The 25,261-nt window shown below is 63.9% G+C and carries 24 protein-coding genes, 2 pseudogenes and 1 riboswitch; of the genes and pseudogenes, 15 read left to right on the forward strand and 11 right to left on the reverse strand.

What is annotated here, in order from left to right:
• The first annotated feature begins 3 nt into the window (after window positions 1-3).
• Complete coding sequence (locus tag AC0V7N_RS20540; RefSeq protein WP_496627214.1) at window positions 4-1,203, forward strand: MFS transporter; 1,200 nt, start codon at window positions 4-6, stop codon at window positions 1,201-1,203.
• A 3-nt stretch (window positions 1,204-1,206) separates the two neighbouring features.
• On the opposite strand, the gene AC0V7N_RS20545 is transcribed toward AC0V7N_RS20540, so the two are convergent.
• A complete protein-coding gene (locus AC0V7N_RS20545; RefSeq protein WP_475450254.1) occupies window positions 1,207-2,376 on the reverse strand; it encodes an aromatic ring-hydroxylating oxygenase subunit alpha in 1,170 nt (389 codons plus the stop codon).
• A 143-nt stretch (window positions 2,377-2,519) separates the two neighbouring features.
• Window positions 2,520-2,717: riboswitch (cobalamin riboswitch) on the forward strand.
• 33 nt (window positions 2,718-2,750) lie between these two features.
• Here AC0V7N_RS20545 and AC0V7N_RS20550 point away from each other — a divergent pair.
• Genes AC0V7N_RS20550 through cobO form a run of 4 tightly spaced genes read left to right on the forward strand, consistent with a single transcriptional unit; the run spans window position 2,751 to window position 4,879 of the window.
• Window positions 2,751-2,930 (forward strand): CbtB domain-containing protein, encoded by a 180-nt coding sequence (locus AC0V7N_RS20550; RefSeq protein WP_475450255.1) that lies wholly within the window; start codon window positions 2,751-2,753, stop codon window positions 2,928-2,930.
• Window positions 2,931-2,945: 15 nt separating this feature from the next.
• Window positions 2,946-3,755 carry a CbtA family protein gene (locus AC0V7N_RS20555; protein WP_475450256.1) on the forward strand — a complete coding sequence of 270 codons (810 nt, stop codon included), beginning with the start codon at window positions 2,946-2,948 and terminating at the stop codon, window positions 3,753-3,755.
• The gene (cobU, locus tag AC0V7N_RS20560) at window positions 3,748-4,263 is read left to right on the forward strand and encodes a bifunctional adenosylcobinamide kinase/adenosylcobinamide-phosphate guanylyltransferase (protein WP_475450257.1); all 516 of its coding nucleotides are present in this window, start codon (window positions 3,748-3,750) and stop codon (window positions 4,261-4,263) included. The genes AC0V7N_RS20555 and cobU overlap by 8 nt, the downstream gene beginning before the upstream one ends.
• A gap of 1 nt (window position 4,264) precedes the next feature.
• Entirely contained in the window at window positions 4,265-4,879 is a 615-nt protein-coding gene (gene cobO / locus AC0V7N_RS20565; protein WP_475450258.1) for a cob(I)yrinic acid a,c-diamide adenosyltransferase, read from the forward strand.
• On the opposite strand, the gene cbiB is transcribed toward cobO, so the two are convergent.
• The gene (cbiB, locus tag AC0V7N_RS20570) at window positions 4,876-5,850 is read right to left on the reverse strand and encodes an adenosylcobinamide-phosphate synthase CbiB (RefSeq protein ID WP_475450259.1); all 975 of its coding nucleotides are present in this window, start codon (window positions 5,848-5,850) and stop codon (window positions 4,876-4,878) included. The two genes, cobO and cbiB, sit on opposite strands and share 4 nt — an antisense overlap.
• Between cbiB and cobD the strand changes: the two genes are divergently transcribed.
• Both cobD and AC0V7N_RS20580 read left to right on the forward strand, forming a co-directional pair.
• Window positions 5,849-6,895: a threonine-phosphate decarboxylase CobD gene (cobD, locus tag AC0V7N_RS20575; RefSeq protein ID WP_475450260.1), complete on the forward strand. Its 1,047-nt coding sequence runs from the start codon at window positions 5,849-5,851 to the stop codon at window positions 6,893-6,895. The genes cbiB and cobD overlap by 2 nt on opposite strands.
• Window positions 6,892-7,401: a tyrosine phosphatase family protein gene (locus AC0V7N_RS20580; protein WP_475450261.1), complete on the forward strand. Its 510-nt coding sequence runs from the start codon at window positions 6,892-6,894 to the stop codon at window positions 7,399-7,401. Before cobD ends, AC0V7N_RS20580 begins: the two co-directional genes overlap by 4 nt.
• A 25-nt stretch (window positions 7,402-7,426) precedes the next feature.
• On the opposite strand, the gene AC0V7N_RS20585 is transcribed toward AC0V7N_RS20580, so the two are convergent.
• From AC0V7N_RS20585 to AC0V7N_RS20600, 4 genes and pseudogenes are all read right to left on the reverse strand, one after another.
• Window positions 7,427-7,723 carry a type II toxin-antitoxin system RelE/ParE family toxin gene (locus AC0V7N_RS20585; RefSeq protein WP_475450262.1) on the reverse strand — a complete coding sequence of 99 codons (297 nt, stop codon included), beginning with the start codon at window positions 7,721-7,723 and terminating at the stop codon, window positions 7,427-7,429.
• A complete protein-coding gene (locus AC0V7N_RS20590; RefSeq protein ID WP_475450263.1) occupies window positions 7,723-7,977 on the reverse strand; it encodes a type II toxin-antitoxin system ParD family antitoxin in 255 nt (84 codons plus the stop codon). Before AC0V7N_RS20590 ends, AC0V7N_RS20585 begins: the two co-directional genes overlap by 1 nt.
• 102 nt (window positions 7,978-8,079) lie before the next feature.
• Window positions 8,080-8,882 (reverse strand): annotated as a pseudogene (locus tag AC0V7N_RS20595) (creatininase family protein).
• 54 nt (window positions 8,883-8,936) lie between these two features.
• Entirely contained in the window at window positions 8,937-9,320 is a 384-nt protein-coding gene (locus AC0V7N_RS20600; protein ID WP_183460504.1) for a RidA family protein, read from the reverse strand.
• Between the two features lie 265 nt (window positions 9,321-9,585).
• Here AC0V7N_RS20600 and AC0V7N_RS20605 point away from each other — a divergent pair, with 265 nt between their 5' ends.
• From AC0V7N_RS20605 to AC0V7N_RS20635, 7 genes are all read left to right on the forward strand, one after another.
• Complete coding sequence (locus AC0V7N_RS20605; RefSeq protein ID WP_475450265.1) at window positions 9,586-10,590, forward strand: ABC transporter substrate-binding protein; 1,005 nt, start codon at window positions 9,586-9,588, stop codon at window positions 10,588-10,590.
• A gap of 12 nt (window positions 10,591-10,602) precedes the next feature.
• Window positions 10,603-11,427, forward strand: coding sequence for an ABC transporter ATP-binding protein (locus tag AC0V7N_RS20610; RefSeq protein ID WP_475450266.1), 825 nt, complete (start codon window positions 10,603-10,605; stop codon window positions 11,425-11,427).
• Window positions 11,414-12,265 (forward strand): ABC transporter permease, encoded by an 852-nt coding sequence (locus AC0V7N_RS20615; protein ID WP_475450267.1) that lies wholly within the window; start codon window positions 11,414-11,416, stop codon window positions 12,263-12,265. The genes AC0V7N_RS20610 and AC0V7N_RS20615 overlap by 14 nt, the downstream gene beginning before the upstream one ends.
• A gap of 189 nt (window positions 12,266-12,454) precedes the next feature.
• Window positions 12,455-13,756 (forward strand): cytosine deaminase, encoded by a 1,302-nt coding sequence (locus AC0V7N_RS20620; RefSeq protein WP_496627215.1) that lies wholly within the window; start codon window positions 12,455-12,457, stop codon window positions 13,754-13,756.
• The gene (locus AC0V7N_RS20625; RefSeq protein ID WP_475460417.1) at window positions 13,756-15,159 is read left to right on the forward strand and encodes an FAD-binding oxidoreductase; all 1,404 of its coding nucleotides are present in this window, start codon (window positions 13,756-13,758) and stop codon (window positions 15,157-15,159) included. Before AC0V7N_RS20620 ends, AC0V7N_RS20625 begins: the two co-directional genes overlap by 1 nt.
• A gap of 234 nt (window positions 15,160-15,393) precedes the next feature.
• A complete protein-coding gene (locus tag AC0V7N_RS20630) occupies window positions 15,394-15,975 on the forward strand; it encodes an NAD(P)H-dependent oxidoreductase (protein ID WP_475450268.1) in 582 nt (193 codons plus the stop codon).
• Window positions 15,975-16,562, forward strand: a complete 588-nt coding sequence (locus AC0V7N_RS20635) for an NAD(P)H-dependent oxidoreductase (protein WP_496627216.1) — start codon at window positions 15,975-15,977, stop codon at window positions 16,560-16,562. Before AC0V7N_RS20630 ends, AC0V7N_RS20635 begins: the two co-directional genes overlap by 1 nt.
• A 207-nt stretch (window positions 16,563-16,769) precedes the next feature.
• On the opposite strand, the pseudogene AC0V7N_RS20640 reads toward AC0V7N_RS20635, so the two are convergent.
• The 5 genes and pseudogenes from AC0V7N_RS20640 to AC0V7N_RS20660 all read right to left on the reverse strand — a co-directional run bounded on the left by AC0V7N_RS20640 (window position 16,770) and on the right by AC0V7N_RS20660 (window position 24,310).
• Window positions 16,770-19,219: pseudogene (locus AC0V7N_RS20640) on the reverse strand (GcvT family protein).
• Window positions 19,216-20,397, reverse strand: a complete 1,182-nt coding sequence (locus AC0V7N_RS20645; protein ID WP_475450271.1) for a pyridoxal phosphate-dependent aminotransferase — start codon at window positions 20,395-20,397, stop codon at window positions 19,216-19,218. The pseudogene AC0V7N_RS20640 and the gene AC0V7N_RS20645 overlap by 4 nt, the downstream one beginning before the upstream one ends.
• Window positions 20,390-21,295 carry a homocysteine S-methyltransferase family protein gene (locus AC0V7N_RS20650; RefSeq protein ID WP_475450272.1) on the reverse strand — a complete coding sequence of 302 codons (906 nt, stop codon included), beginning with the start codon at window positions 21,293-21,295 and terminating at the stop codon, window positions 20,390-20,392. The genes AC0V7N_RS20645 and AC0V7N_RS20650 overlap by 8 nt, the downstream gene beginning before the upstream one ends.
• Complete coding sequence (locus AC0V7N_RS20655; protein ID WP_475450273.1) at window positions 21,292-23,745, reverse strand: GcvT family protein; 2,454 nt, start codon at window positions 23,743-23,745, stop codon at window positions 21,292-21,294. The genes AC0V7N_RS20650 and AC0V7N_RS20655 overlap by 4 nt, the downstream gene beginning before the upstream one ends.
• A 22-nt stretch (window positions 23,746-23,767) precedes the next feature.
• Window positions 23,768-24,310: a helix-turn-helix domain-containing protein gene (locus AC0V7N_RS20660; RefSeq protein ID WP_496628017.1), complete on the reverse strand. Its 543-nt coding sequence runs from the start codon at window positions 24,308-24,310 to the stop codon at window positions 23,768-23,770.
• Between the two features lie 225 nt (window positions 24,311-24,535).
• Here AC0V7N_RS20660 and AC0V7N_RS20665 point away from each other — a divergent pair, with 225 nt between their 5' ends.
• Window positions 24,536-25,240 carry a nitroreductase gene (locus AC0V7N_RS20665; protein ID WP_475450274.1) on the forward strand — a complete coding sequence of 235 codons (705 nt, stop codon included), beginning with the start codon at window positions 24,536-24,538 and terminating at the stop codon, window positions 25,238-25,240.
• Window positions 25,241-25,261 lie beyond the last annotated feature (21 nt).

The following is a 25,261-nucleotide window of genomic DNA, read 5'->3' on the forward strand; positions in this document are numbered from 1 at the left end:
GCAATGTCCACCCATGTGCGCCATCCGATCTGGCTCCCGGCCCTCAAGGCCGCGGATGCGCGCACCTTCGCTTCACTCTACGCGGTCGAATCCTTCGCCCGCGCCACGGTTTCGAGCGTCATCCCGATCCAGGCCTACGAAATCCTCCACAACGAGCAGATCGTCTCGATCCTCTACACCATCGTGGCGCTGCTCGGCCTGTCGGTGACCTTGTTCATGCCGATGCTGATCCGCCGTTTTGCCCGGCGCTGGGTCTACACGGCAGGCGCCTGCCTGCTCGCCATCGGCTCGCTGTTCTTCGTCACCCACACGCTTGCCGGGCAGCTGGCCGGCATGCTGTGCCGCGTCATGGGCGCCAGCGCGCTGTCGATCACGCTCAACCTCTACATCATGGACCACATCCGCAAGACCGACTTCATGCAGGCCGAATCGCTGCGCATGGCATGGTCGATGTTCGCCTGGACCGGCGGGCCGACGCTCGGCATCTTCCTCTACACACGCTTCGGCATCTATGCCGCGCATGGCGCGGTGGCGGTGTTCGCGCTGGCCCTGCTGGCGCTGTTCTGGACCTATCGGCTGGGCGACAACCAGTCGATCCGGTCCGGCAAGACCCGGCCGGCCAACCCGCTCGCCAATATCGGCCGCTTCATTGCGCAGCCGAGGCTGAGGCTCGCCTGGTTGATCGCCTTCGGCCGGTCCTGCTTCTGGTCGACATTCTTCGTCTATGGACCGCTGTTCATGGTCATCACCGGCGAGGGCGAACTGGCCGGCGGCCTGCTGGTCTCGGCCGGCAATGCGCTGCTGTTCATGGCGATCTTCTGGGGCAAGGCGGGAAAACGCTTTGGCGGACGCAAGACCATGACCTTTGCCTATTTCGCCATGTCGGCAATGCTGCTGGCGGCGGGCACGGTGGGAGCGACCGCACCGTTGCTGACCGGCGCTTTCCTGCTTGGTGGCGCGTTCTTCACCATAGCGCTCGACGCGCTGGGCTCGACCGCCTTCATGCGCTCGGTGCGCTCCTATGAGCGGGCGCAGATGGCGGCGGTCTACCGCACCTATCTCGACTTTTCCGAGCTGACGCCGCCGCTGGTCTATTCCGTCGTGCTGATCTTCTTCGGACTGGGCTCGGTGTTCATCACGCTCAGCCTGCTGGCCGCTGTATGCGGCTTTGTGACGTGGCGGTATCTGCCGAAGTCTTTGTGAGGATCACGGCGAAAGCGCCGCGTGGCGCTCGCGCACCCAATTGTGGAAACGGTGCAGGTCATATTCCTCCGGCATCAGCACGCCGGCTTCGTGGCGCATCGAGCGCAGGCCCTTCTGGTTGACCTCGCAGATCGCCGCATCCTCTTCCAGCACCTGTGTGCCGAAGGCGACGATGTTGTCGATGTCGGTCGCGGCGAGCGCCTCGGGCGCGAACAGCCATTCGGCGACAAGCTCCGTCTGTTCGGGGCCGAGCGGTACCAGCCGAACGGTCCTGACATAATCGACATGGCCGACTATGAACATCGACGGCAGGCTGGTGGCGTAGGTCTGGCCGGCGGCACGTTCGGCCGGTGTCAGGCCTGAGAAGACCGGCCCATGCGTCTGGCCATCGCGTGACCAGGTTTCGGCGCCGGCGCGCAGGCCGCCGGAAAACTCCGGCGCGTCATTGTCGGCGTGGCGGGTCCATTCGGGATCGTCATGCCGGCTCATCAGGCCGCGGCCATAGATCGGCACCAGCCGCGACAAATCCTTGTGGACGCCCGGGCAGTGCAGGCACTCGTTGAAGTTTTCCCAAAAGATCTTCCAGTTGCAGTTCATCACCTTGCGCAGCACATGGCCTGAGACCAGTGTTTCCAGCGGCCAGTTGCCGAGATTGCCGGAGGCGGGATCGAAGGATTCCTGCGCCAAGCCCGCCGCATCCTGCTGCAGATTGATGAAGACGAAACCGCGCCACACCGACAGCGCGACGCGATAAAGCGGGTGGTCGGCCTTGTCGAAGCCGTCCGGTAGCGATTTCGACGGTACGCGCACGAGGTCACCACGCAGCGAATAGGACCAGGCGTGGTAGGGGCATGTGATCAGCCGCGCCTTCAGCCGGCCCTCGCTCTCCTGGCACAGCTGCGAGCCGCGATGGCGGCAGGTGTTGTGGAAGGCGCGGAGCTCGCCGGTGTCGTCGCGCAGCACGATGACGTCCTGCGTGCCGATGCGGAATCGGCGGAAGGCCAGCGGCTGGGCCAGATCGGCCTCGCGACAGACGAGCAGCCAGTTTTTGTACCAGATGGCATCAAGGTCGCGTTGATAGGCTGCCGCATCCCAATAAGCCGATGCGGGCAGCGTCGGTTCGGCCCGGGTCAGGCCGTTATAGGGATCGCGCTCGCTGGCAATGGGCTGCATGGCTGGCTTCCTGTGAGGACGCCAGCCGACACCCGGCCAGTGCAATTGTCAATTGTCGTGCCCAGGACCAACTGTCTTGTCGGCATGGCGCAATCGCGCTGTTTGCCGGCGGAATTTGGTTTGCCGCGTGTCGTGATTTTCCCTATAGTCATACAGTCGTCGGTTCCGTTTTGGAGCCAAGAGGGAATGCGGTGCGGGCTGACTTGTTGCCCAATGCCGTGGCTGCCCCCGCAACTGTGTGCGGTAGTCCTCTCCATATGCCACTGAAGATTCGTCTTCGGGAAGGTGGAGAAGGGCGCTGATCCGCGAGCCAGGAGACCTGCCGACGACGGCAAAACTGACAGGCCCTCGGGTGGAGGGTGAAAGGACAAGATATGACTACCACTTCCATCTCCCTCGGCGCCTCCGTCTCCTCGCAGTCGCGCTTCATGCAGCTGGCGCTCGCCGCGCTGCTCGGCACCTTCATCATCGGCTTTGTCGGCTTCTCGCACATCGATGCGGTCCACAATGCCGGTCATGATAACCGGCATTCGATGGCGTTTCCCTGCCACTGACGAGGATCTGACATCATGAATCTGTTTCGCAACGTCGTGTTCATCGCGGCGATCGCTGGGCTCGTGGCCGGCGTCGTCCTCGCCTGCATGCAGGCCTATGCCACCGTGCCGCTGATCCTCAAGGCGGAAGTCTACGAACAGGCCGAAGGCGGCCACAAGCATGAACACGCCGCGGCACCGACCGATGCCGCCAGCGGCAACGCAATGAGCTCCGCGGCTCCTGCGGCATCGAACGCCATGAGCACTGCCGCGCCGGCCCCGGCTGAGGCTGCCGCTCCGGCCGAAGACGAGGGCTGGGCGCCGGCCGACGGTTTCGAGCGCTTTGCTTTCAACGTCGTCTCCAACGTCGTCACCGGCATCGGCTTCGCGCTGATCCTGGTCGCGGTTTCGGAATTCGCCGGCGGCATCGGCAATTGGCGCCAGGGCGTGTTCTGGGGCCTGGCCGGCTTTGCCGTGTTCACGCTGGCGCCCGGCCTCGGCCTGCCGCCGGAACTGCCGGCGATGCCGGCGGCCGACCTGACGCAGCGCCAGATCTGGTGGGTGGCGACCGTGATCGCGACCGCCATCGGGCTCGGCCTGATCGCGTTCCGCAAATCGCTGCCGCTGGCCATCCTTGCCGTGGCGCTGATCGTCGCTCCGCACATTGTCGGCGCGCCGCAGCCCGACAGCTTCGAAACGCCGATCCCGGAAGGCCTGCACCACCAGTTCGTGGTGGCGGTGACGGTGACCAATCTGGTGTTCTGGCTGGTGCTTGGCGCCGTCGTCGGCGTGGTGCGCGGACGCTTCACCGGCACCGCGACCAGCCTGCGCGACAGCTTTGCCTGATCGAAGCTCGCTGACCTTCATCATCGGCGGCGCGCGCTCCGGCAAGAGCGCGCACGCCGAAACCCTGGCGACGGCGTTGTCGTCACCATGGACCTATATCGCCACGGCTGAAGCCTATGACGACGAGATGCGTGAGCGCATCGCACTGCACCGCTCGCGGCGCGGTGAGGGCTGGATGACCATCGACGCACCGCTCGATCTTGCCGACGCGCTTGAGGCCTTGCCAGACGATCAGCCGGTGCTTGTCGACTGCCTGACGCTGTGGCTGACCAATCACATGCTGGCCGATCACGATCTCGAGCTGGAATGCCGGCGGCTGGCGGACGTGCTGTCGCGGCCGCGCGGGCCCTGGTTCGTGGTCTCCAACGAAGTCGGCCAAGGCATCGTGCCGGACAATGCCCTGGCGCGCCGTTTTCGCGATGCCGCTGGACGGCTCAACCAGCAGGTCGCGGCGATCGCCGATACGGTGCTGCTGATGGTGGCGGGGCTGCCGCTCAAGGTGAAATGAGATGACCGACATCGACGATAAGGATGAAGAACGCCACCGCGCCAAGATGGCGAAGCGCAAGGCGGTGCAGGACGCCGAGGTGGCGAGCAAAACGGTCGAAAAGGGGCTGCTGATCGTCAACACCGGTCCGGGCAAGGGCAAGACGACGGCCGCCTTTGGCCTGGCGCTCAGAATGCTCGGCTATGGCAAGCGCGTCGGCGTCGTCCAGTTCATCAAGGGCAAGTGGCACACCGGCGAGAAGGATGCGTTTGCCGCCTTCGGCGATCGCGTCGTCTGGCACGCGATGGGCGAGGGCTTTACCTGGGAAACACAGGATCTGAAGCGCGACATCGCGGCGGCGGAAGCTGCCTGGGCCAAGGCGCTGGAGTTGATCGCCGATCCCTCGATCAGCCTCGTCGTGCTCGACGAGCTCAACATCGCGCTGCGTTACGATTATCTCGATCTCGAAAAGGTGGTTGGTGCGCTGAAGGCCCGCCGCGAGGGCCTGCATGTCGTCGTCACCGGCCGCAACGCCAAGCCGGCGCTGGTCGAGGCCGCTGATCTGGTCACCGAGATGGGCGTGACCAAGCACCATTTTTCGGCAGGCGTGAAAGCGCAGCAGGGGATCGAGTTCTAGAACACCAGAACCGCGATCACCGAAACCACCCCGAAGAGCGCAATCAGCAAATAATCGGCGACGCGATAAAGTTTCAGCGCCCGCCTGATGTCGCCGCTGTCGACGTCGCGGCGGCCGCCTTCGCCCATGAAGACGTCGTCGACCACGATGCCGCCATAGCTGCGCGGCCCGGCCAGTGCCAGACCAAGCGCGCCGGCCATGGCGGCTTCCGGCCAGCCGGCATTGGGGGAGCGGTGCTTTCTCGCATCGCGCCCCACCGCTTGCCAGGCACTGCGGGGGTCGGCATCCCTGACCAGGAAAGCCGCCAGCACGATCAGCAGCGCGGTCAGCCGCGACGCCGGCAGGTTGATCCAGTCGTCGAAGCGCGCGGCGGCCCAGCCGAAGGCCTGGTGACGCGGGGTGCGATGGCCGATCATCGAATCGGCGGTGTTGGCGGCCTTGTAGGCGGCACCGCCGGCCAGCCCGCCGACGCCGGTCCAGAAGGCGGGGGCGACGATGCCGTCGGAAAAATTCTCGGCCAGGCTTTCGATCGCGGCACGGCAGACGGCGGCGCGGTCGAGCGCTTCGGGATCGCGTCCGACGATGCGCGAGACGGCGACACGGCCCATGGCCAGGCCGCCGCTGTCGAGCGCATCGGCAACGGCCTCGACATGGTCGTAAAGGCTCTTCTGCGACAGAAGCGATGTTGCCAGAAGGGCGGCGATGAATAGCCCGAACGGAACGAACCAGAGCAGGACAAGCTGCACACAGAGGCCAATCACCGCCGGCACGAGCACGATGACCAGCAGCGCCTGGACACCGCGTTGGCGACGCAGGGCGTCGGGATCAGTGGCGCGGTTGAGCCTGCGATCGAGAAAGGATATCAGCCTGCCGAACCACGTTACGGGATGGCCGATGGCGCGGAACAGCCAGTCCGGGTAACCGAGGGCGAATTCGACGGCCAATGACAGGAAAGCGATCAGGATTGACATGAAGCTTCTTGATGGAGCGGTGGACCATGGTGGAAGTCTTGGCCGAGCGAGGGTGCTTTTCCCCAACGCCGTGCTGCCTTTCGTCGACCTCTCGACTGGTATCAATCCGCACTCCTATCCGCTTTTCGAGCTGCCCGCCACCTCACTGTCGCGATTGCCGGAAGCCGGGCGCGGGCGCGAGCTGACAGAAATCGCGGCCGGCACCTATGGCGCGCCGTCGCCAGCCAATGTCGTCGCGGCGCCCGGCACGCAGATCCTGCTGCCGCGCGTGGCCTCGCTGGTCAAACCCGGCAAGGCATTGGTGCTGGGGCCGACCTATGCCGAACATGCGCGTGCCGCGGCGATTGCCGGTCACGAGGTGACCGAAGTCAGCGATTTTGGGGCACTGGCGGACGCCGACCTTGCCGTTATCGTCAATCCGAACAATCCCGATGGCCGCGTCATCGAGCGCGACCGGTTGCTGGCGCTGGCCGCCGGGCTGCGCGCAAAGGGCGGGCTGCTGGTCGTCGACGAGGCGTTCATGGATGTCGGTCCGCGCGAGCACAGCCTGGCCGGCGATGTCGATCAAGGCGGTATCGTCGTGCTGCGCTCGTTCGGCAAGTTTTTTGGCCTGGCCGGCCTGCGGCTTGGGTTTGCGCTGTCCGATGCCGCGACAGTCCAGCGGCTGGAAACGCAGTTCGGCCCATGGGCCGTCGCCGGCCCATCGCTAGAATATGGCATTCGCGCACTTGCCGATATTGGCTGGCAGGACGCGATGCGCGCGTCGTTGGTGGAAGCAGCGGCGCGGCTCGACGGACTGTTCGGCCATTTCGGCGTGCCTGTCGCCGGCGGTACCACTCTGTTCCGCTATCTCAGCCTGCCGAATGCCGCCGGCCTGTTTTCAGCGCTGGGCGAACGCGGCATCCTGCTTCGGCATTTCTCCGACCGGCCGCATGTCCTGCGCGCCGGTCTGCCGGGGAGTCAGGAGGAATGGCTGCGGCTCGAATCCGCCCTTGCCGAATGGGCGACGCGGCGCGAGGATCGATCAAAGGGTTCAAGAAAATGATCCATGTCTGCTCGCTGGCGAAGATCGAGGAAACGGTGGCAAGGACGGGCGCCGACCGGGTATTGTCGCTGCTCTCCGCCGGAACGGAGGTGGTCCGCCCGGCCTCGATAGCAAGGGAAAACCACCTGCATCTGGTCATGCACGATATCGCGGTGGCGCAAGACGGCATGACCATGCCGGGTGAGGAGCATGTCCGCAATCTGCTCGATTTCGCCCGCCGCTGGGATCGGGCCAAGCCGATGGTGGTGCATTGCTATGCCGGCATCAGCCGCTCGACCGCTTCGGCCTACATCATCGCCGCCGCACTGGCGCCGAAACGCGACGAGGCCGAGCTGGCGCGGACATTGCGGGCGCTGTCGCCGTCGGCAACGCCCAATCCGCGGCTCATTGCCGTGGCCGATGCGCTACTTGATCGCAACGGCCGCATGATCGAGGCGATCCAGTCGATCGGACGCGGCGCCGACGCATTTGAAGGCACGCCGTTCGCGCTGAGGATCGACAGCTAGCTGCGCCATATATCGTTGTTGGCTATTATCGAGTGCCTTCATTCGCCCAATCTTCGTGCCCGTGGCGTACCCGGACAATGAACACGTCGCCGTCGGCTTCGATCCGGTAAACGACAAGATGGGCCTTGAAGGGATGGATACGCATCGGTGGCGACAATTCAAGCCGCTCCCGTGCCATTCGGGGACTGGCAGCGATCAGGTCGAAGATCGCGAACAACTCGTCATGATACTGTCTGGCCTGCACAGCACCGAACAGGCGCACCCCTTGCTCGGCAATACCGATGATGTCCTCTTCCGCGGCTAAAGAAAGGCGAAATCCCATTACCCGTTGCCGGGTGACTTTCCAGCGCGTTTGACCGCCTCAGTAAAAAGCGCGTCCCTGGATCGATTGCCGATGCCACTCTTCAAGCCGTCATCGACAAAGCGCTGGATGGCGGCAATGTTGTCGTTTCGCTCCTGATCCCGACGGATCAAATCGCGCACATAGTCGCTCGCGTTTGCGTAGCGACCCGTTTCGGTTTGCGCCTCAACCCAATCCTTCATCGGATCAGGCAATGATACGTTCATTGTTGCCATATCGGCCTCCATATCCCATCCAGTATGATCTATTTTGGCAAAGTTTGTCAAAATCTCATATGCGGGAGTCTTTTTTGCGAAGGCGCGATTGTGGCTAGGCGGCTACTTCAGCCACTCGGAGAGCTTCGCCTTGCGCACATCCCTGAGCAGGCTGATGAAGCCGTCGGCCTGATATTCCGCTGTCAGCCGGCCCTTTTCGGCCGTTGCGATGCTGGCGTCGCCGACCACGCCGTTCGGGTTGAGATCGCCAGCGATCCAGGCGAAGGCATGGGTGCCGGTCTGGCGCAGCAGCGCGAATTCCGTCTCGGCCTTGGCGACATTGGAAACGAAATTGTCGGCCTTGGCCATGTCGACAAGGTCTGGCCGGAAATGCAGCATCAGCGACGTCTCGGCATCGCCGCCATGGATGCCGTGGCGGTCCTCGAGCTCGGTGTACATGCCGGCTGGGCGGCCAAAGCGCTGCCAGCTGGTCTTCACCGCCAGCATCTTTCGCGCACGCGCAATTCGCGCGTGATGATGCCCATGATCTCTTCATTGCCGCCATGCGAGTTGACGACGATGAGCTTGCGCACGCCGGCGCGCGCGATCGACACGCCGAGTTCGGTCCAGGCTTCGACCAGCGTCGTTGCCGGCAGAGTGAGCGTGCCCGGCGCATGCAGATGTTCGTTCGACTTGCCGACGGCCTGGACCGGCAGGATGCGGATGTCGAGATCGTCGGGCAGGCGGGCGATCACGGTGTCGAGCATGCCGTTCATGATCGAGGTGTCGGTCGACACAGGCAGATGCGGTCCATGCTGCTCGATCGCCGCTACCGGCAGAACGGCGATCGTCGCCTCCGGATCGATCGAGGCATATTCGGTGGTCCGGTAGTCGCCCCACCAGACGCGTCTTCTTGCAGCGGTCATGTCATGCCTCTTCGATGATCGGTGAGACCTAGCGCGGGAAGGGCCTGCTGTCGATCACCCGGCCGCGATGGCCTCGACCTCGACCTTGAATTCGGGTCGGGCAAATCCGCTGACGATCATCAGCGTCGAGGCTGGCGCAGGGCTCGAAAACAGCCGGTCGCGGACATCCATATAGGGGCGCAGATGCGCGCGGTCGGTGACATAGGCGTTGATCCGAACGATATCCCCGAGCCCCAGTCCCGCTTCTGCGAGGATCGCCTCGATGTTGCGGAAGCAGAGCTCGGCCTGGGCGCCGGCGTCCTCGGGAATCTGGTCGTCCGCCGTGATCGCCACCTGGCCGGAGCACAGCACCAGCCGCTTGCCCGCGGGCACTTCGACGCCGTGGCTGTAGCGGGCAAAAGGCGGCTTGATCGACTTCGGGGTGAGGAATCTGAACATGGCAATCTCCTGGATACCGTCAGCCTAAGGCCGTATTCACTACAGCTTCAAGATGGCCTGGGATGTCGCCGGTGCGATTGTGGACAGGCGTTCAAAAAATAGGCACGATGCCTCCGGTGCAGCACGACCTTTCCGGCTTTCGCAGATGGCTGTGGTGCAGGCGGGCGGGTCCCGGCGCGAGACGCCGGTGGCATGTGTCTTGCTTCTTGAAGCTTTGGTGTCGAGCCTGGCGCGTGGCGCCGGAGCAAACAGAGGGTGGTTGTCGATGTACGCAAAACAGAAGATCTCGGTGGCGGTGGTGGCCTTGCTGGCGGCCAGCACGCTGGGTGCCGCGGCGAATGAAAAAGTCACCTTCGGCACCAACTGGTTGGCCGAGCCGGAACATGGCGGCTACTACCAGGCCGTGGCGGACGGCACCTATGCCGCCTGCGGCCTCGACGTCACCATCATGCAGGGCGGCCCACAGGTCAGCGGCCGGCCGATGCTTTTGGCCGGCAAGATCGATTTCTACATGGGCGGCAATCTGCTGTCGGCCTTCGACGCCGTTCAGCAAGGCATCCCGATGCGCGTGGTGGCGGCCGACTTCCAGAAGGATCCGCAGGTCATCATGTCCCACCCTGGCGAGGGGCTGGACAAATGGGAGGACCTGAAGAACGCCGACCAGTATATTCTGGGCGACGAGGGCGTGCAGACCTTCTTCCAGTGGATGGTCACGGCGCTCGGCTTCGACGCCGCCAAGCGCGCGCCTTACACCTACAACACCGCTCCTTTCCTCGCCAACAAGAAGTCGATCCAGCAGGGTTACGTCACCTCGGAGCCGTTCGCGGTCAAGAAGGAAGGCGGCTTCGTGCCGAACCAGTTCCTGCTCGCCGACTATGGCTGGGACACCTATTCGACGACGATCGAGGTGATGCAGGACACGATCGACAAGAAGCCGGAAGTGGTCCAGTGCTTCGTCGATGGCTCGGCCAAGGGCTGGTACAAATACCTCTACGGCGACAACAAGGCCGCCAACGACATGATCAAGAAAGACAATCCTGACATGACGGACGACCAGATCGCCTTCTCGATCGAGCAGATGAAGAAGTTCGGCCTTGCCGATTCCGGCGACACCGAGAAGCTCGGCATCGGCGCCATGACCGATGCGCGGATCAAGAGCTTCTATGACAAGATGGTCAAGGCCAAGGTCACGCCTGCAGGCATCGATATCACCAAGGCCTACACGCTGACCTTCGTCAACAAGGGCGTCGGGCTCGACCTGAAGAAATAGGCCAGTCCGGGCATGATAGGGGAAAAGGTGGCGCGAGCGCCGGCATCGGACGTCGCTCCGACCTTGCTGGCGCTGCGCGGCGTCGGCAAGGTGTTTTCCAACGGCGTGACGGCGTTGAGCGATGTCGACCTGACGATCCGGGAAGGCGATTTCCTCAGCCTGCTCGGGCCGTCCGGCTGCGGCAAGTCGACGGCGTTGCGGCTGATCGCGGGCCTGTCGACGCCGACCTCCGGCGTGCTCGACTGGCGCGGCGGCGGCTCGCTCGACCGCGCCAACATCGGCTTCGTCTTCCAGGAGCCGACGCTGCTGCCTTGGGCGAGCGTCTTCGACAATGTCTGGCTGCCGCTGCGGCTAAAAGGCATTTCCCGCGCCAAGGCCGCACCGGCGATCACGGAGATGCTGGCGCGAGTGCACCTGACCGGCTTCGAAGATGCGGTGCCGCGTGAACTGTCGGGCGGCATGAAGATGCGCGTCTCGATCGCGCGCGCCATGGTGACCAAGCCGCGTGTGCTGTTGATGGACGAGCCGTTCGCGGCGCTTGACGAGATCACCCGCTTCAAGCTCAACAATGACCTGCTGGAGCTGTGGCAGGACGAACGCTTCACCGTCGTCTTCGTCACCCACAGCGTTTTCGAAAGCGTGTTTTTGTCCAACCGGATCGTGGTCATGGCGGCGCGGCCGGGCAGGGTGTTCGACGAACTTGCCATCGAGGCCTCGTATCCGCGCGACGAGGTGTTTCGTACCTCGCCCGATTATGCGGCGCTTTGCCGGCAAGCCTCGGACGTGCTGGTCAATGCCATCAATTCAACTGCGGGTTCGCATCATGACGGTCATTGACGAAGGGGTGCTCAAGCTCGACCCGGAGGAGGCGCGCCGTGTGCGCCAGGAACGGTTCGAGCGCGTCGGCCGCTGGGTGCTGCCGCTGGCGATCATGATCCTGGCGATATGGCTGTGGGACCGCATCTGTGTGTGGAACGAGATTCCGCAATATATCCTGCCGCGCCCGGGCGTGGTGCTGTCAACGCTCTACAATGATGCCGGGCTGCTGTTCTCCTCGCTGCTGGTCACCTTGCGCATCACCTTCCTCAGCCTGGCCTTGGCTGTCATCGGCGGCGTCGGCCTGTCAGTGCTGTTCACGCAGTCGAAATGGGTGGAGATGTCGTTCTTCCCGTTCGCCATCGTGCTGCAGGTGACGCCGATCGTGGCGATCTTTCCGCTGATCAACATCTATGTGAACAACCAGACGACCAAGCTTCTGCTGTGCGCCTGGATCGTCGCCTTCTTCCCGATCCTGTCCAACACCACGCTCGGCCTGAACTCCGTCGACCGCAATCTGCGTGACCTGTTCAAGCTCAATGGCGCGACGCGCTGGCAGCAGCTGCGCTATCTCAGGCTGCCGGCGGCGATGCCGTATTTCCTCGGCGGATTGAAGATCGCCGGCGGCCTGTCGCTGATCGGCGCCGTGGTGGCCGAGTTCGTCGCCGGCACCACTGGCCAGTCGTCGGGGCTCGCCTCGCGCATCATCGAGGCCGGCTATCGGCTCAACGCGCCAAGGCTGTTCGCGGCGCTGTTCCTGATCTCGCTGACCGGCATCCTGATCTTCCTCGTGTTGTCGCTGATCTCGCATCTCATTTTGCGGCGCTGGCACGAGAGCGCACTGAAGCAGGAGCGATAGGATGACTGAAGAAGGGTTGGCGCGAAGCACCCCCCTCTGGCCTGCCGGCCATCTCCCCCTCAAGGGGGGAGATTGGCTGTTGTCACGACCTTCGCCAATCTTCAACATTGAAAGAAAAGAGCCGGCGCGGATGCTGCCAATCTCCCCCCTTGAGGGGGAGATGCCCGGCAGGGCGGAGGGGGGCGACGCTTGATACCAACCTTCGGCTCTTACAATCTCGCCAACGTCCGTGTTCATCGCTCACTGACGCCAGGCTTTGCCGGGCCTTTCGATGGCGACGGATTTGCGCTTGCCGTTATCAGCGTCGCCGAGGGTAAAATTGCAAGCATAGCCCCGCATGGCAAATCGAAGGCGCCAGCCGATGCCATCGACCTCGCCGGCCGCATCATGCTGCCGTGTTTCGTTGACTGCCACACCCATATCGACAAGGGCCATATCTGGCCGCGAAAGCCCAATCCCGACGGCACCTTCATGGGCGCGCTCAATGCCGCTGGCGCCGACCGCGTCGCGCGCTGGAGCGCCGAGGATCTGGCAAAACGCATGGATTTCTCGCTGCGCTCGGCCTATGCGCATGGCACCAGGGCGCTGCGCACCCATCTCGACAGCGTCGCGCCGCAGGAGGAGATCTCCTGGCCGGTGTTCGAGACGATGCGCGATAAATGGCGCGGCCGGATCGAATTGCAGGGCGCCTGCCTGCTCGGCATCGAGGGTGTGCGCGACAAGAAATGGTTCGACAGGCTGGCGAAACGGGTTGCCGCCGCCAAGGGCGTGCTCGGCGTCGTCACCTATATGGTGCCGGACCTGGAGGAATTGCTCGACCATGTCTTCGCGCAGGCGATCAAGCATGGCCTCGACCTCGATTTCCACGCCGACGAGACCGACGACGTAGCGGCGATCTCGCTGAAGAAGATCGCCGAGGCCGCACTCTGGAACGGCTTCGAGGGCAACATCCTCGTTGGCCATTGCTGCTCGTTGGCGCGCCAGCCCGACCTCGAGGTGCTGGACACGCTGGACAAGGTGGCGAAGGCCGGGCCGGCGGTGGTGTCGCTGCCGATGTGCAATCTCTATTTGCAGGATCGGCGCGGGGACCAGACCACGCCGCGCTGGCGCGGCGTGACGCTGCTGCACGAGATGAAGGCGAGGGGCATTCCGGTCGCGGTTGCTTCCGACAACACGCGTGACCCGTTCTATGCCTATGGCGACCTCGACATGCTGGAGGTCTACCGCATGGCGACGCGCATCCTGCATTTCGATCATCCGGTCGCCGACTGGCCGCAAGCCGTCACCGCGACGCCGGCCAAGGTGATGCGGCTCGACGGCTTTGGCACGCTTGCCGTGGGCGGCGATGCCGATTTCATCCTGTTCAAAGGTCGAAGCTGGACCGAATTGCTGTCGCGGCCCGAATCGGATCGCATCGTCGTGCGCGATGGCCGCGCGATCGACCGGCAATTGCCCGATTATGCCGAACTCGACGAACTGATGGTGGAATGATGGACGTTTCGGCGCTCAAACGCGATCTCGACGGGCTGAAACTCGACGACAATCCGGCCATCGTCCAGCAGAAGAGCCGGGATTTCTATTGGTACAGCCCGGTGCTGAAGCAGCAGCTCGACCATGTCACCGGCGATCTGATCGTGACGCCGAAGACAGAGGCCGAGCTGATCCGTGTGCTTGCTGCCTGTCATCGGCATGGCATTCCGGTGACGCCGCGCGGCAGCGGCACCGGCAATTACGGCCAGGCGATGCCATTGTCAGGCGGCGTGGTGCTCAATCTTGCCGAGATGAATGAGATCAAGTCGATCGCGCCGGGGCGCGTGGTGACGGGACCGGGTGCGGTGCTGGCCGATATCGACAAGGCGACACGCGCGCATTCCGGCCAGGAACTGCGGCTGTCGCCCTCCACCTACAACACCGCCTCGATCGGCGGCTTCATCGCCGGCGGTTCGGGCGGCGTCGGCTCGATCAATTTCGGCGGGTTGCGCGATTTCGGCAATGTGCTGCGGCTGCGTGTGGTGACGATGGAGGCCGAGCCGAAAGCGCTCGAACTCACCGGCGAAGACCTGCACAAGGTCACCCACGCCTACGGCACCAACGGCATCATCAGCGAAGTCGAGATGCCGCTGACCGCGGCTTATGAGTGGGTCGATGTCATTGTCGGCTTCGATGCCTTCATGGATGCGGCGCGCTACGGCAATGCGCTGGCGTGCCAGGACGGTATCCTGACCAAGCTGATCACACCGATCGCCGCACCCGTGCCGCAGCTCTATTTCAAGCGGCATCAGAAGTTTTTCAAGGAAGGGCAAAGCATCTGCGTCGTCATGGTGGCGCAGCACGGGTTGGATGCCTTCCTCGCCTTCACCCGGCGCGTCGGCGGCGCGGTGCTCTTCAACGCCGCCACAGCGCCGCCCGAGGAGAAAAAGGGCCTGCCGCCGGCCTATGAGCTGGCCTGGAACCACACCACGCTGAGAGCGCTGCGGGTCGATCCCGACATCACCTACCTGCAATCGCTCTACCCTTTCCCTAACCAGCTGGCGCTGGTCGAGAAGATGGATGCGATGTTTCCCGGCGAGGTGTTCTCGCATCTGGAATTCGTGCGGCTGGACGGCAACATCACCTGCTTTGGCCTGCCATTGGTGAAATTCACCACCGAGGCGCGGCTCGACGAGATCGTACGCCTGCACGAGGAGAATGGCTGCCCGATCTTCAACCCGCACCGCTACACGCTGGAAGAGGGCGGCATGAAGCAGACGGATGCGGTGCAGCTCGCCTTCAAGCGCGAGACCGATCCGCAAGGCCTGCTCAATCCCGGCAAGATGATCGCCTGGGAAAATCCGGATTACGACTATCGCTCGGGCAGGACTTTCTTGTTCAAGGGGCTGCAGAGGGTGGGGTGAGACAATGACGAATGCGTGGCGCTGCACCCCCCTCTGGCCTGCCGGCCATCTCCCCCTCAAGGGGGGAGATTATTCGCTTCGCCGCTTTCGCCAACCTCCAACGCGGGAAGGACAGGTGCGGCGCAGAAGCTGCCAATCTCCCCCCTTGAGGGGGAGATGCCCGGCAGGGCAGAGGGGGGTGCCTCGCGCTAACGTCTGGGATGTGCCTCGCGCTGACCTTCGGGATGTCCTCCCGTGAACATCCTCGTCCTCCACGCGCATCCGGTCGAGACCAGCTTCAATGCCGGCCTGCACCGGTTGATCGTCGAGCGGCTGACGGCGGCGGGCCATACGGTCGATGACTGCGATCTCTACGCTGAGGATTTCGACCCGCGGCTGACCCGCCAGGAGAGGCTGGACTATCACAACCCGCGCGGCTCCGCGGACCCCGCCGCGCCGTATGTCGAGCGCCTGCTGCGGGCCGATGCGCTGGTGCTTTCCTATCCGGTCTGGAACTACGGCTTTCCGGCGATCCTGAAGGGTTTTTTCGATCGCGTCTTCCTGCCCGGCGTGTCGTTCAGGCTGGTCGACGGCAAGGTGCAGCCGTCGCTGCACAACATACGCAAGGTCGCGGCCGTCACCACCTATGGCGGCAGCCGGTTCCGCGCCATGCTGATGGGCGATCCGCCGCGCAAACTGATCAAGCGCATGTTGCGCGCTACGGTAAAACCGGGCGCACCGGTGACCTACCTCGCGCACTACGCGATGAACCTGTCGACCGACCAAACACGGAAGTCTTTCATGGCCAAGGTCGCGGCCAGCATGGACGCCTTCTGATGCGCGCGCTGGTCGTCTACTGCCATCCGGTGCCGGAGAGCTTTTGCGCCGCCATTCGCGACACCGCCGTCGATGTCCTGAAGGCGAGGGGCTGGGAGGTGCGGCTGCTCGACCTCTATGCCGAGAAATTCGACCCGGTGATGGGCTGCGAGGAGCGGCGCAGCTACAATGACCAGGCGCCGCTGGACCCAGCGCTGAAGCCGCATTTCGAGCTGCTCAACTGGGCCGAGGCGATCCTGTTCGTCTATCCGACCTGGTGGTACGGGCTGCCGGCAATGCTGAAGGGCTGGCTCGACCGGGTGTGGGCGACCGACGTCGCCTTCAAGCTGCCGGCGGGCAAGGGGCGGATCACATCGCTGATGACGCATGTCACCAAGGTCGGGGTCATCACTACCTGCGGCGCGCCGACCTGGTGGAGCGTCGTCGTCGGCCAGCCCGGGCGCAAGACCCTGCTGCGCGGCATGCGGGCGCTGTGCGCGACGCGCTGCAAGACGTTCTTCCTGGCGCATTATCTGATGGATGCCTCGACGCCAAAGACGCGGGCGGCGTTTCTGGCGAAGGTGAGGGCGAAGCTGGAGCGGTTTTAGAAGTAGCTTTCTTCGCCCCGTTTACGGGGAGGTGAGGAGTGGTCCGCGCAGCGGACGAAAAGCCAATTGCTTGGCTTTTCGAATGACGAACGGCGGCAGCCAGATGAGGGGCAGCGCGAACGTTTGCCTTATTCTGAGGCGCTGGCGCCGCCCCTCATCCGCCCTTCGGGCACCTTCTCCCCGTGAAACGGGGAGAAGGAAGAGGCGCTACATCTTCACCCTTTCCGCCTTCGGGTCATACATCGGCTTCAGCGACGCTTCCGCCGCGAAACGCTCGCCGGCGATCTCGATCTCGTAGGATGAGGCCAGCACGTCGGCCTCACTCTCGCCCTGGCACGGCACATAGCCAAGCCCGACCGCGCCGCCCAGATGATGGCCGTAGTTGCCTGACGTGATCGGGCCGACGATCTTGCCGTCGCGCAGGATGGCTTCATTGTGGAAGAGCAGGGGCTCCGGGTCTTTCAGGCGGAACTGCACCAGCCGGCGGCTCAATCCGGCTTCCTTCTTCTTCAGCACGGCATCGCGGCCGAGAAAATCGCCCTTCGCCGTCTTCACCGCAAAGCCAAGGCCCGCTTCCAGCACATTGTCCTCGTCGGTGATGTCGTGGCCGAAATGCCGAAAGGCCTTTTCGATGCGGCAGGAATCCAGCGTGTGCAAGCCGCAGAGTTTCAGCCCGACATCAGCACCGGCCTCGTCGATCGCCTCGAAGACGTGCGCCGCCTGATCGGTCGAGACATAGAGCTCCCAGCCGAGTTCGCCGACATAGGTGACGCGGTGGGCGCGGGCGAGGCCCATGCCGATCTCGATCTCCTGGAAGGTGCCGAATGGGTTGTTCTTGTTGGAGAAATCGTTGGGGCTGACCTTCTGGATCAGTTTGCGCGCATCCGGGCCCATCACGCAGAGCACACTTTCGGCCGCCGTCACATCGGTGATGACGACGAACTCATCGGTCAGATGCTTGCGCAGCCAGGCGAGGTCACGCTGCAGCGTCGCACCCGGTACGACGAGGAAGTAGGCGGTTTCCGACAGCCGCGAGACGGTAAGATCGCTCTCAATGCCGCCGCGCTGGTTGAGCATCTGTGTGTAGACGATCTTGCCTGGCGCCACGTCCATGTCGTTGGCGCACAGTTTTTGCAGGAAGGCACAGGCATCGCGGCCCTCGACGCGGATCTTGCCGAAGGAGGTCATGTCGAACAGGCCGACCTTGTTGCGGATCGCCAAATGTTCGTCACGCTGGTTGTCAAACCAGTTCTGCCGTTTCCAGGAATAGCGGTATTCGCGCTCCTGTCCCTCGCGGGCGAACCAGTTGGCGCGTTCCCAGCCGGCGACTTCGCCAAACACGGCGCCGCGTGCCTTCAGATGCTCATGCAAAGGCGAGCGCCTGACATTCCTCGACGTTGCCATCTGGCGATAGGGGAAATGGTCGGCATAGAGCAGGCCGAGCGTTTCGGAGACGCGCTCCTTGAGATAGCGGCGGTTCTTCTGGAACGGCTGGGCGCGGCGAATGTCGACCTCCCACAGGTCGAAGGGCGCTTCGCCGTCGTTGATCCACTGCGCCAGCGCCATGCCGGCGCCGCCGGAGGAGACGATGCCGATTGAATTGTAGCCGGTCGCCATCCAGTAGCCGGACAATTCCGGCGCTTCGCCGAGATAGTAGCGATCGTCCGGGGTAAAACTTTCGGGGCCGTTGAAGAAGGTGTGAATCCCAGCGGTGGCCAGCATCGGCATGCGGTTGACGCCCATTTCGAGGATCGGCTCGAAATGGTCCATGTCCTCGGGCAGCTGGTCGAAGCAGAAATCCTCGCGGATGCCGTCCATGCCCACGGCTTGGCCACCGGCTCGAAGGCGCCGAGCATCATCTTGCCGGCGTCTTCCTTGTAGTAGGCGCACTCGTCCGGCACGCGCAGCACCGGCAGCCGGCCAAGGCCGGCGATCGGCTCGGTGACGAGGTAAAAATGCTCGCAGGCGTGCAGCGGGATGGTGACGCCGTTCTGAGCGCCCAGTTCGCGCGCCCACATGCCGGCGCAGTTGACGACGATATCGGCCTCGATCATGCCTGTTTCGGTACCCTGTGCCCAGGATACGCCGGTGACGCGGCCGGCCCTGGTGTGGACCTTGGTGACCTTCACGTTCTCGACGATGGTGGCGCCGCGCTTGCGGGCACCCTTGGCCAGCGCCATGGCGATGTTGGCCGGGTCGCACTGGCCGTCGAGCGGCAAATGCACGGCGCCGACGACGTCCGAGACATTGAGATGCGGGTACATCTGCTTGACTTCATTGGGTGAAATCTCGCGTACGTCGACATCGAAGGCGCGGGCAAGCGACGCCTGCCGGTAGATTTCGTGCTTGCGCTCCTCGGTCAGCGCGACGGTGATCGAGCCAACCTGGCGCATGCCGGTGCCGACCTCGGTCTCGGCTTCCAGCTTGACGTAGAGGTCCGCCGAATATTTCGCCAGCCGCGTCATGTTCTGCGAGCCGCGCAACTGGCCGATCAGGCCGGCGGCATGCCACGTCGTGCCCGACGTCAGCTGCTTGCGTTCCAGGAGCACGATGTCGGTCCAGCCGAGCTTGGCCAGGTGATAGGCGACCGAACAGCCGGAAACGCCGCCGCCGATGATGACGGCCCTTGCTTTGGTAGGGATGGTCTTGGTGGTCATGCGGCCTCACGGCGGTAGCTGGAAGCAAAACGACGCAGCCGGAGTGCTGCTTCTTGGAGAATCGGCTCCGGCTGGCAGAGGCTGATGCGGATGTGGCCGGCGGCGGCCTCGCCGAAGCTGGAGCCGGGCATCACGCCGACATTCTCCTTGTCGAGGAAGGTGAAGGCGAATTTCTCGTCGTCGGGCTCGATGGCCGAAATGTCTAGCATGACATACATGCCGCCTTCGGAGCCGCGCACGGCGACGTCGTTCATGCCGCGCACGGCATCGAGGAAGACGGTGCGGCGCGCCGCGTAGCGCTCGGCGATGTCCTTCACGCCGTAATGGTTCTCCAGCGCCTCGGCGCAAGCGACCGAGATGAAGGCCGGCAGGCCGTAGGTGGTCACCAGATTGAGGTTGATGAGCAGCGTGATCATCGCTTCAGGACCGGTCAGCCAGCCCATGCGCCAGCCGGTCATGCCATGGCTCTTGGACATGGAATTGATGACCAGCGTGCGCTCGGCCATGCTGGGCAGCGAGCGCGGCGAGACGTGCTCGCCACCGCCCAGCGTCCAGTAGACTTCGTCCGACAAAAGCCAGAGGTCGTGCTCGCGGCAGATTTCGGCCAGCTGTTCCAGCCGCTCGCGCGAATAGACCGCACCGGTCGGGTTGTTCGGCGTGTTGATCAGGATGGCGCGCGTGTTGGGCTTGAGTGCCGCGCGGATCATGTCGGCATGCGGCTGGAAACCATCCTCGGCCGGCGTCTCGACGACGGTGAAACTGGCACCTGCAGCGCTGAACGTGTTGGGGTAGGTGGCATAGTAGGGGGCGACGACGATGGCGTGGTCGCCCTGGTCGAGCACGGCCTGCACCGCCGCGTAGAGGGCCGCCTGGCCGCCCGGCGTGGCGATGACCTGATCCGGCGTCGTCTCGACGCCGGTGCAGGCGCTGGAGGCTGCCGCCATTGCCTGGCGCAAGCGCGGCAGGCCGGGCAACGGCGTGTAGTGGTGATTGCTGCCACGAACCGCGGCCACGCAGGCCTCGATCGTTTGGGAGGGCGTGTCGAAATCATGGTCGCCGACCGACAGCATGATGATGTTCTCGCCGGCCGCCTTGCGGGCCCAGGCAGCGGAATGGACTTCCCAGCCATCCTTGCCTGACGGGACGATGCCGGAAATGCGCGATGATGGTCTAGGCATGCAAAACTCCCGAAATCTCGTAGCCGTCCTGTTCGAGCCGGTCGCGTAGAGCGGCGATATGCGGCGGTCCGACTTCACAGCAGCCGCCGACGATGTCGGCACCTGCCTCCACCCAGCCGATCGCCTGCTCGGCATAAGCGTCCGGGCCGAGGTCGTGGCGGGCGTGCAGCACATCGACGGTGCCGCCGTGCTTGAGCGCCTCCGCGGAGGTGAAGCCATTGGCATAGGCGCCGACCGGGCCGCCGAGATCGATCAGTTCAGGCAAGGCGGCGGCGATCGCTTCCGGCCGGCAGCAATTGAGCAGCCGCGCCGCTATCGGCAGGCCATCAAGCGCGCTGGCCGCGGCGGCTATTGTTTCGCCGCTGCGCAGCCGTGGTGCTCCGTGATCGGCGAGCGTCCACGACACCCAGACGGGCTTGCCACTCTCCGAAGCCGCTGTGACGGCCGCACGCGCCTCATCGGCCGAGGCCATGGTCTCGCAGAGGAAGAGATCGACGCCGTCCGCCTGCTCGGCAACGATGCGGCGGTAGATGTCGAGCGTCTCTTGGTAAGAGATGGTCAGCGCCGGCGCGTAGCTGCCGAAAAGCGGCGACAGGCAGCCGGCGATCGTGGCATCGCCGGCTTCGTCGCAAGCTTGCCTGGCCAGTTCGATGCCACGCTTCTGCAACGGCTTGAACAGGTCCTCGGCGCCCTCGCGCGCCAGGCGTTCGGGTGTCGCCGAATAGGTGTTGATGGTGATGACACGGGCGCCGGCACGGATGAATTCGGCATGCAGGCCGCGCACCAGATCCGGTTCGTCGATCAGCACCTTTGCCGACCACAACGGCGTCGGCTCGGATTTGCTGCGCCGGACCAGTTCCTGGCCCATGCCGCCATCGGTGAGGATGACCGCCTTCATGCGCGCAGCCTCTCGTTTCTGGGATCCCAGAGCGGCTCATCCTTCTGCACCACCGCCTGGAAACGGTCGCCGAAGATTTCGACTTCGACTGATGTGCCCGGCTCGGTCAAATCGACGCGCAACATGCCGAGCGCGATCGACTTGTCGATGCGATGGCCCCAGCCGCCTGACGTGGTCTCGCCGACGATCTGGCCGCCATGCCACAGCGTCGACATGTAGGGCGCGTCGCAATCGCCGGGGTTTTCGACCACCAGTGTGACGAAGCGCTTCTTCACGCCTTGCTGTTTCTCGTTCTGCAGCGCGGCCTTGCCACGGAAGTCGGGCTTTTCCCATTTGACGAAGCGCTCGAGCCCGCCTTGCAGGATCGAATAGTCGGTCGAGAGATCGCCCTTCCAGGTGCGGTAGCCTTTTTCGAGCCTGAGTGAATCCAGCGCGTACATGCCGAACGGTTTCAGTCCGTGTTTTTGTCCCGCCGCCCAGACGGCGTCGAACACCGCTGCCGTGTCATCAATCTTGGTGTGGATTTCCCAGCCAAGTTCGCCGGCAAAGGACACACGCACCAATTGGCACCAGTGCCCTGATATCTGCACCGACTGGTGCGAAAGCCAGGGCAGCGAAAGGTCGGCGTCCGTCAATTCCGAGAGGATGTCACGGGATTTCGGCCCGGACAGGATCTGGCAACTGAAGGCCTCGGTGAGGTTTTGCAGCGTCAGCTCATTGGGTTGCGGCAGATGGTGCTGCAGCCACTCGAAGTCGTGCTGTTCTGCCACTGAAGCGGTGATCAGAAAGAACAGGTCTTCGGCCAGCGCCATGATCGACATCTCGGTGACGATACGGCCCTTGTCGTCCGAGAAGTAACCGAGGCCGATGCGGCCAGGTTTCGGCACCAGGCCGGCAATCATCGTCGCTAGCCAGTCGCGCGCGCCCGGGCCTTGCAACCGGAAGCGCGAGAAACCCGGCAGGTCCAAAATGCCGGCGGCGTCGCGCACCGCCAGGCATTCCTCGCGCACGCGATGCTGCCAGGGACCTTCACGGCGGAAGGTGAGCGTGGCTTCCTCGGAAATGTCGTCGCCGTCCTTCGCGTACCAGGTGGCGCGTTCCCAGCCATTATAGGCGTCGAAACGGCCGCCGAGCGCCTTGGTGCGGTCGTGGATCGGCGACAGTTTGCGGTCCCGGCCTTCCGGCCAGGCATGGCGCGGGAACTGGATGGCGTATTCGTTGCCGTAGATTTCCATGCCCTTGGCGACGCAATAGTCGGGCGCCGAGGCAAAGGAGGTGAAGCGGCGCGGATCGCAGGACCACATGTCCCATTCCGTCTGGCCTTGCGTGACCCATTCGGCCAGCACCTTGCCGGCGCCGCCGCCCTGGGCGATGCCGAAGGTGAAGACGCAGGCCTCGAAGGCATTGGGCACGCCGGGCATCGGCCCGATCAGCGGATTGCCGTCCGGCGCATAGGGGATCGGACCGTTGATGACCTTGGACAGGCCGGCGGTGCCGAGGATCGGCACGCGGGCGACGGCGTCGGCCAGGTAATGTTCCAGCCGGTCGAGATCGTCGGGGAAGAGCTGGAAGGAAAAATCCTCCGGCATCGGATCATTGTGGGTGGCCCAATGCGCGCGGCAATTGCGCTCATAGGGGCCGAGATTCATGCCGGCTTTTTCCTGGCGCAGATAGTAGGAGGTATCGACATCGCGCAGCAGCGGCAGCTTCTTGCCCTGTTCCTTCGACCATGCGGCGAGTTCGGGGATTTCCTCGAACAGGATGTATTGATGGCTCATCACCATCATCGGCACTTCGCGACCGAACATCCGGCCGACTTCGGCGGCTCGGTAGCCGGCGGCGTTGACGACGATTTCGCAGCGGATCTCGCCCTGCGGCGTGGCGACCACCCATTCGTCGTTTTCGCGGCGCACGCCGGTGACAGGGCAGAAGCGGATGATCTTCGCACCCATGTCGCGCGCGCCCTTGGCCAGCGCCTGGGTGAGCTGCGCCGGGTCGATGTCGCCGTCGCTCGGATCGTAGAGCGCGCCTTTCAAATCATGCGTCTCGATGAAGGGATAGCGGCGCTTGATCTCGTCGACGCCGACCACGTCGATATCCATGCCCTGGTAGCGGCCCATGCCCTTGGCGCGCTGGAATTCCTGCATCCGCTCCTTGGAATGGGCGAGCCGCAGCGAGCCGGTGACGTGGTAGTTCATGGGATAGTCGACTTCGGCGCCCAGGCCCCGGTAAAGCTCGGTCGAATAGCGTTGCATGTTCATCAGCGACCAGGACGAGGAGAAGGTCGGCACATTGCCGGCGGCATGCCAGGTCGAGCCCGAGGTCAGCTCGTTCTTTTCCAAAAGCACGCAGTCGGTCCAGCCCGCCTTGGCGAGATGATAGAGCGAGGAGGTGCCGACAACACCACCTCCGATGATCACCACGCGCGCCGTGCTCGGCAAACCCGCCATGTTTCTTCTCCCAAAACTTAATTCAATAAACCGGTGGCGAAACCACCCAGATGACAACCGCCGGCTCGGTTCCCGGATTGCGCCAGCGATAGGGCTTGCCTTCGAAGCGGAAGGAATCGCCTTCGCCGAGGCGGTGCCAGATACCAGCTATCTCGATCTCGAAAATACCCGAGGCGAGATAGCCGGCTTCCTCGGTCGGCCGCAGCTGCTCGGTCTTCATCTCCGCGCCCGCCGCGAAGATCGAGCGCACCATCTCGAAGCTACCACCGAGATCGGGCGACAGGAGTTCTTCCACCAGGCCGGATTCGCTGGTGCCAAGCGTGCGGCGCCTGCCGGCCCGCACCACGACGCCGCGCTCGCTTTCGACCGGTACGTCATGGCTGAAGAACAGGCTGATCGGCACGCCGAACAGTTCGGCAAAGGCCCTGAGATCGCTGAGCGATGGCGTCGACAGGCCGCGCTCGACCTGACTGACCCAGCCGACCGAACGGCCGAGCTTCAGGGCGATTTCGGCGAGCGTCAGCCCGCGTGCCCGGCGCAGTGCCCTGATATCGCCGGCCAGCACGCGTTCGTCAGGTCCCTGCAATGTTCGTGCGCTAGGAGACGCCAAAACGCTCTCTTCATGAAAATTTCAATCCGAATTTCATGAGAAATCATGCTCATGAAAAAATCAAGCAGAATTTCACCAATGCTCAAGATTTACTTGCAGGATTTTGACGGTTCATGCAAAGGCTCCGCCGCGAGCGGCGAGTGGGGACGTCCGATCGATACAAAGGCTAAGGGACGGCCCATGCTGGAAAAGAAGGCTCGAATCGCGGATGAGGCCGAGATCGTCGATGAGGCGATCGTGTCGCGCCGTTCGGTGCGCGCGTTTCTGCCCGACTTGATCGACGACGAGACGATCCGGGACATTCTGGCGGTTGCGGCACGCGCGCCGTCCGGCACCAACATGCAGCCATGGCGGGTCTACGTCACCAAGGGCGAGACCAAGCAACAGATATCGGATGCTATCCTGAATTCCGGTATCCGCGCTGAAAAGGCCGACTGGGATGAGTACCGCTACTATCCGACCCAGTTCTTCGAACCGTATCTCACCCGCCGCCGCGCCAATGGCTTCGGCCTTTATGGCGCGCTCGGCATCGGCCGCCGCGAGGTCGACAAGATGCGCGCCCAGCACGACCGCAACTTCGTCTTCTTCGATGCGCCTGTCGGCATGATCTTCACCATCGACCGCCGGCTCAACCAGGGCTCGTGGATCGACTACGGCATGTTCCTGCAGAACATCATGGTCGCGGCGCGGGGCAGGGGCCTGCACACCTGTCCGCAGGCGGCCTTCGCGCCCTATCACCGGCAGATCCGGCCGGTACTCAACATTCCCGACGAAGAGATCGTCGTCTGCGGCATGGCTCTTGGCCATGAGGACACGTCCAAACCGGAAAACGCCTTCCGCACCGACCGCGTGCCGCTGGAAGAGTGGGTGACGTTCAGCGAATAGCCTGTCCGCGCCGCTAAGCAT

The organism is Mesorhizobium kamtschaticum (genome assembly GCF_056174585.1).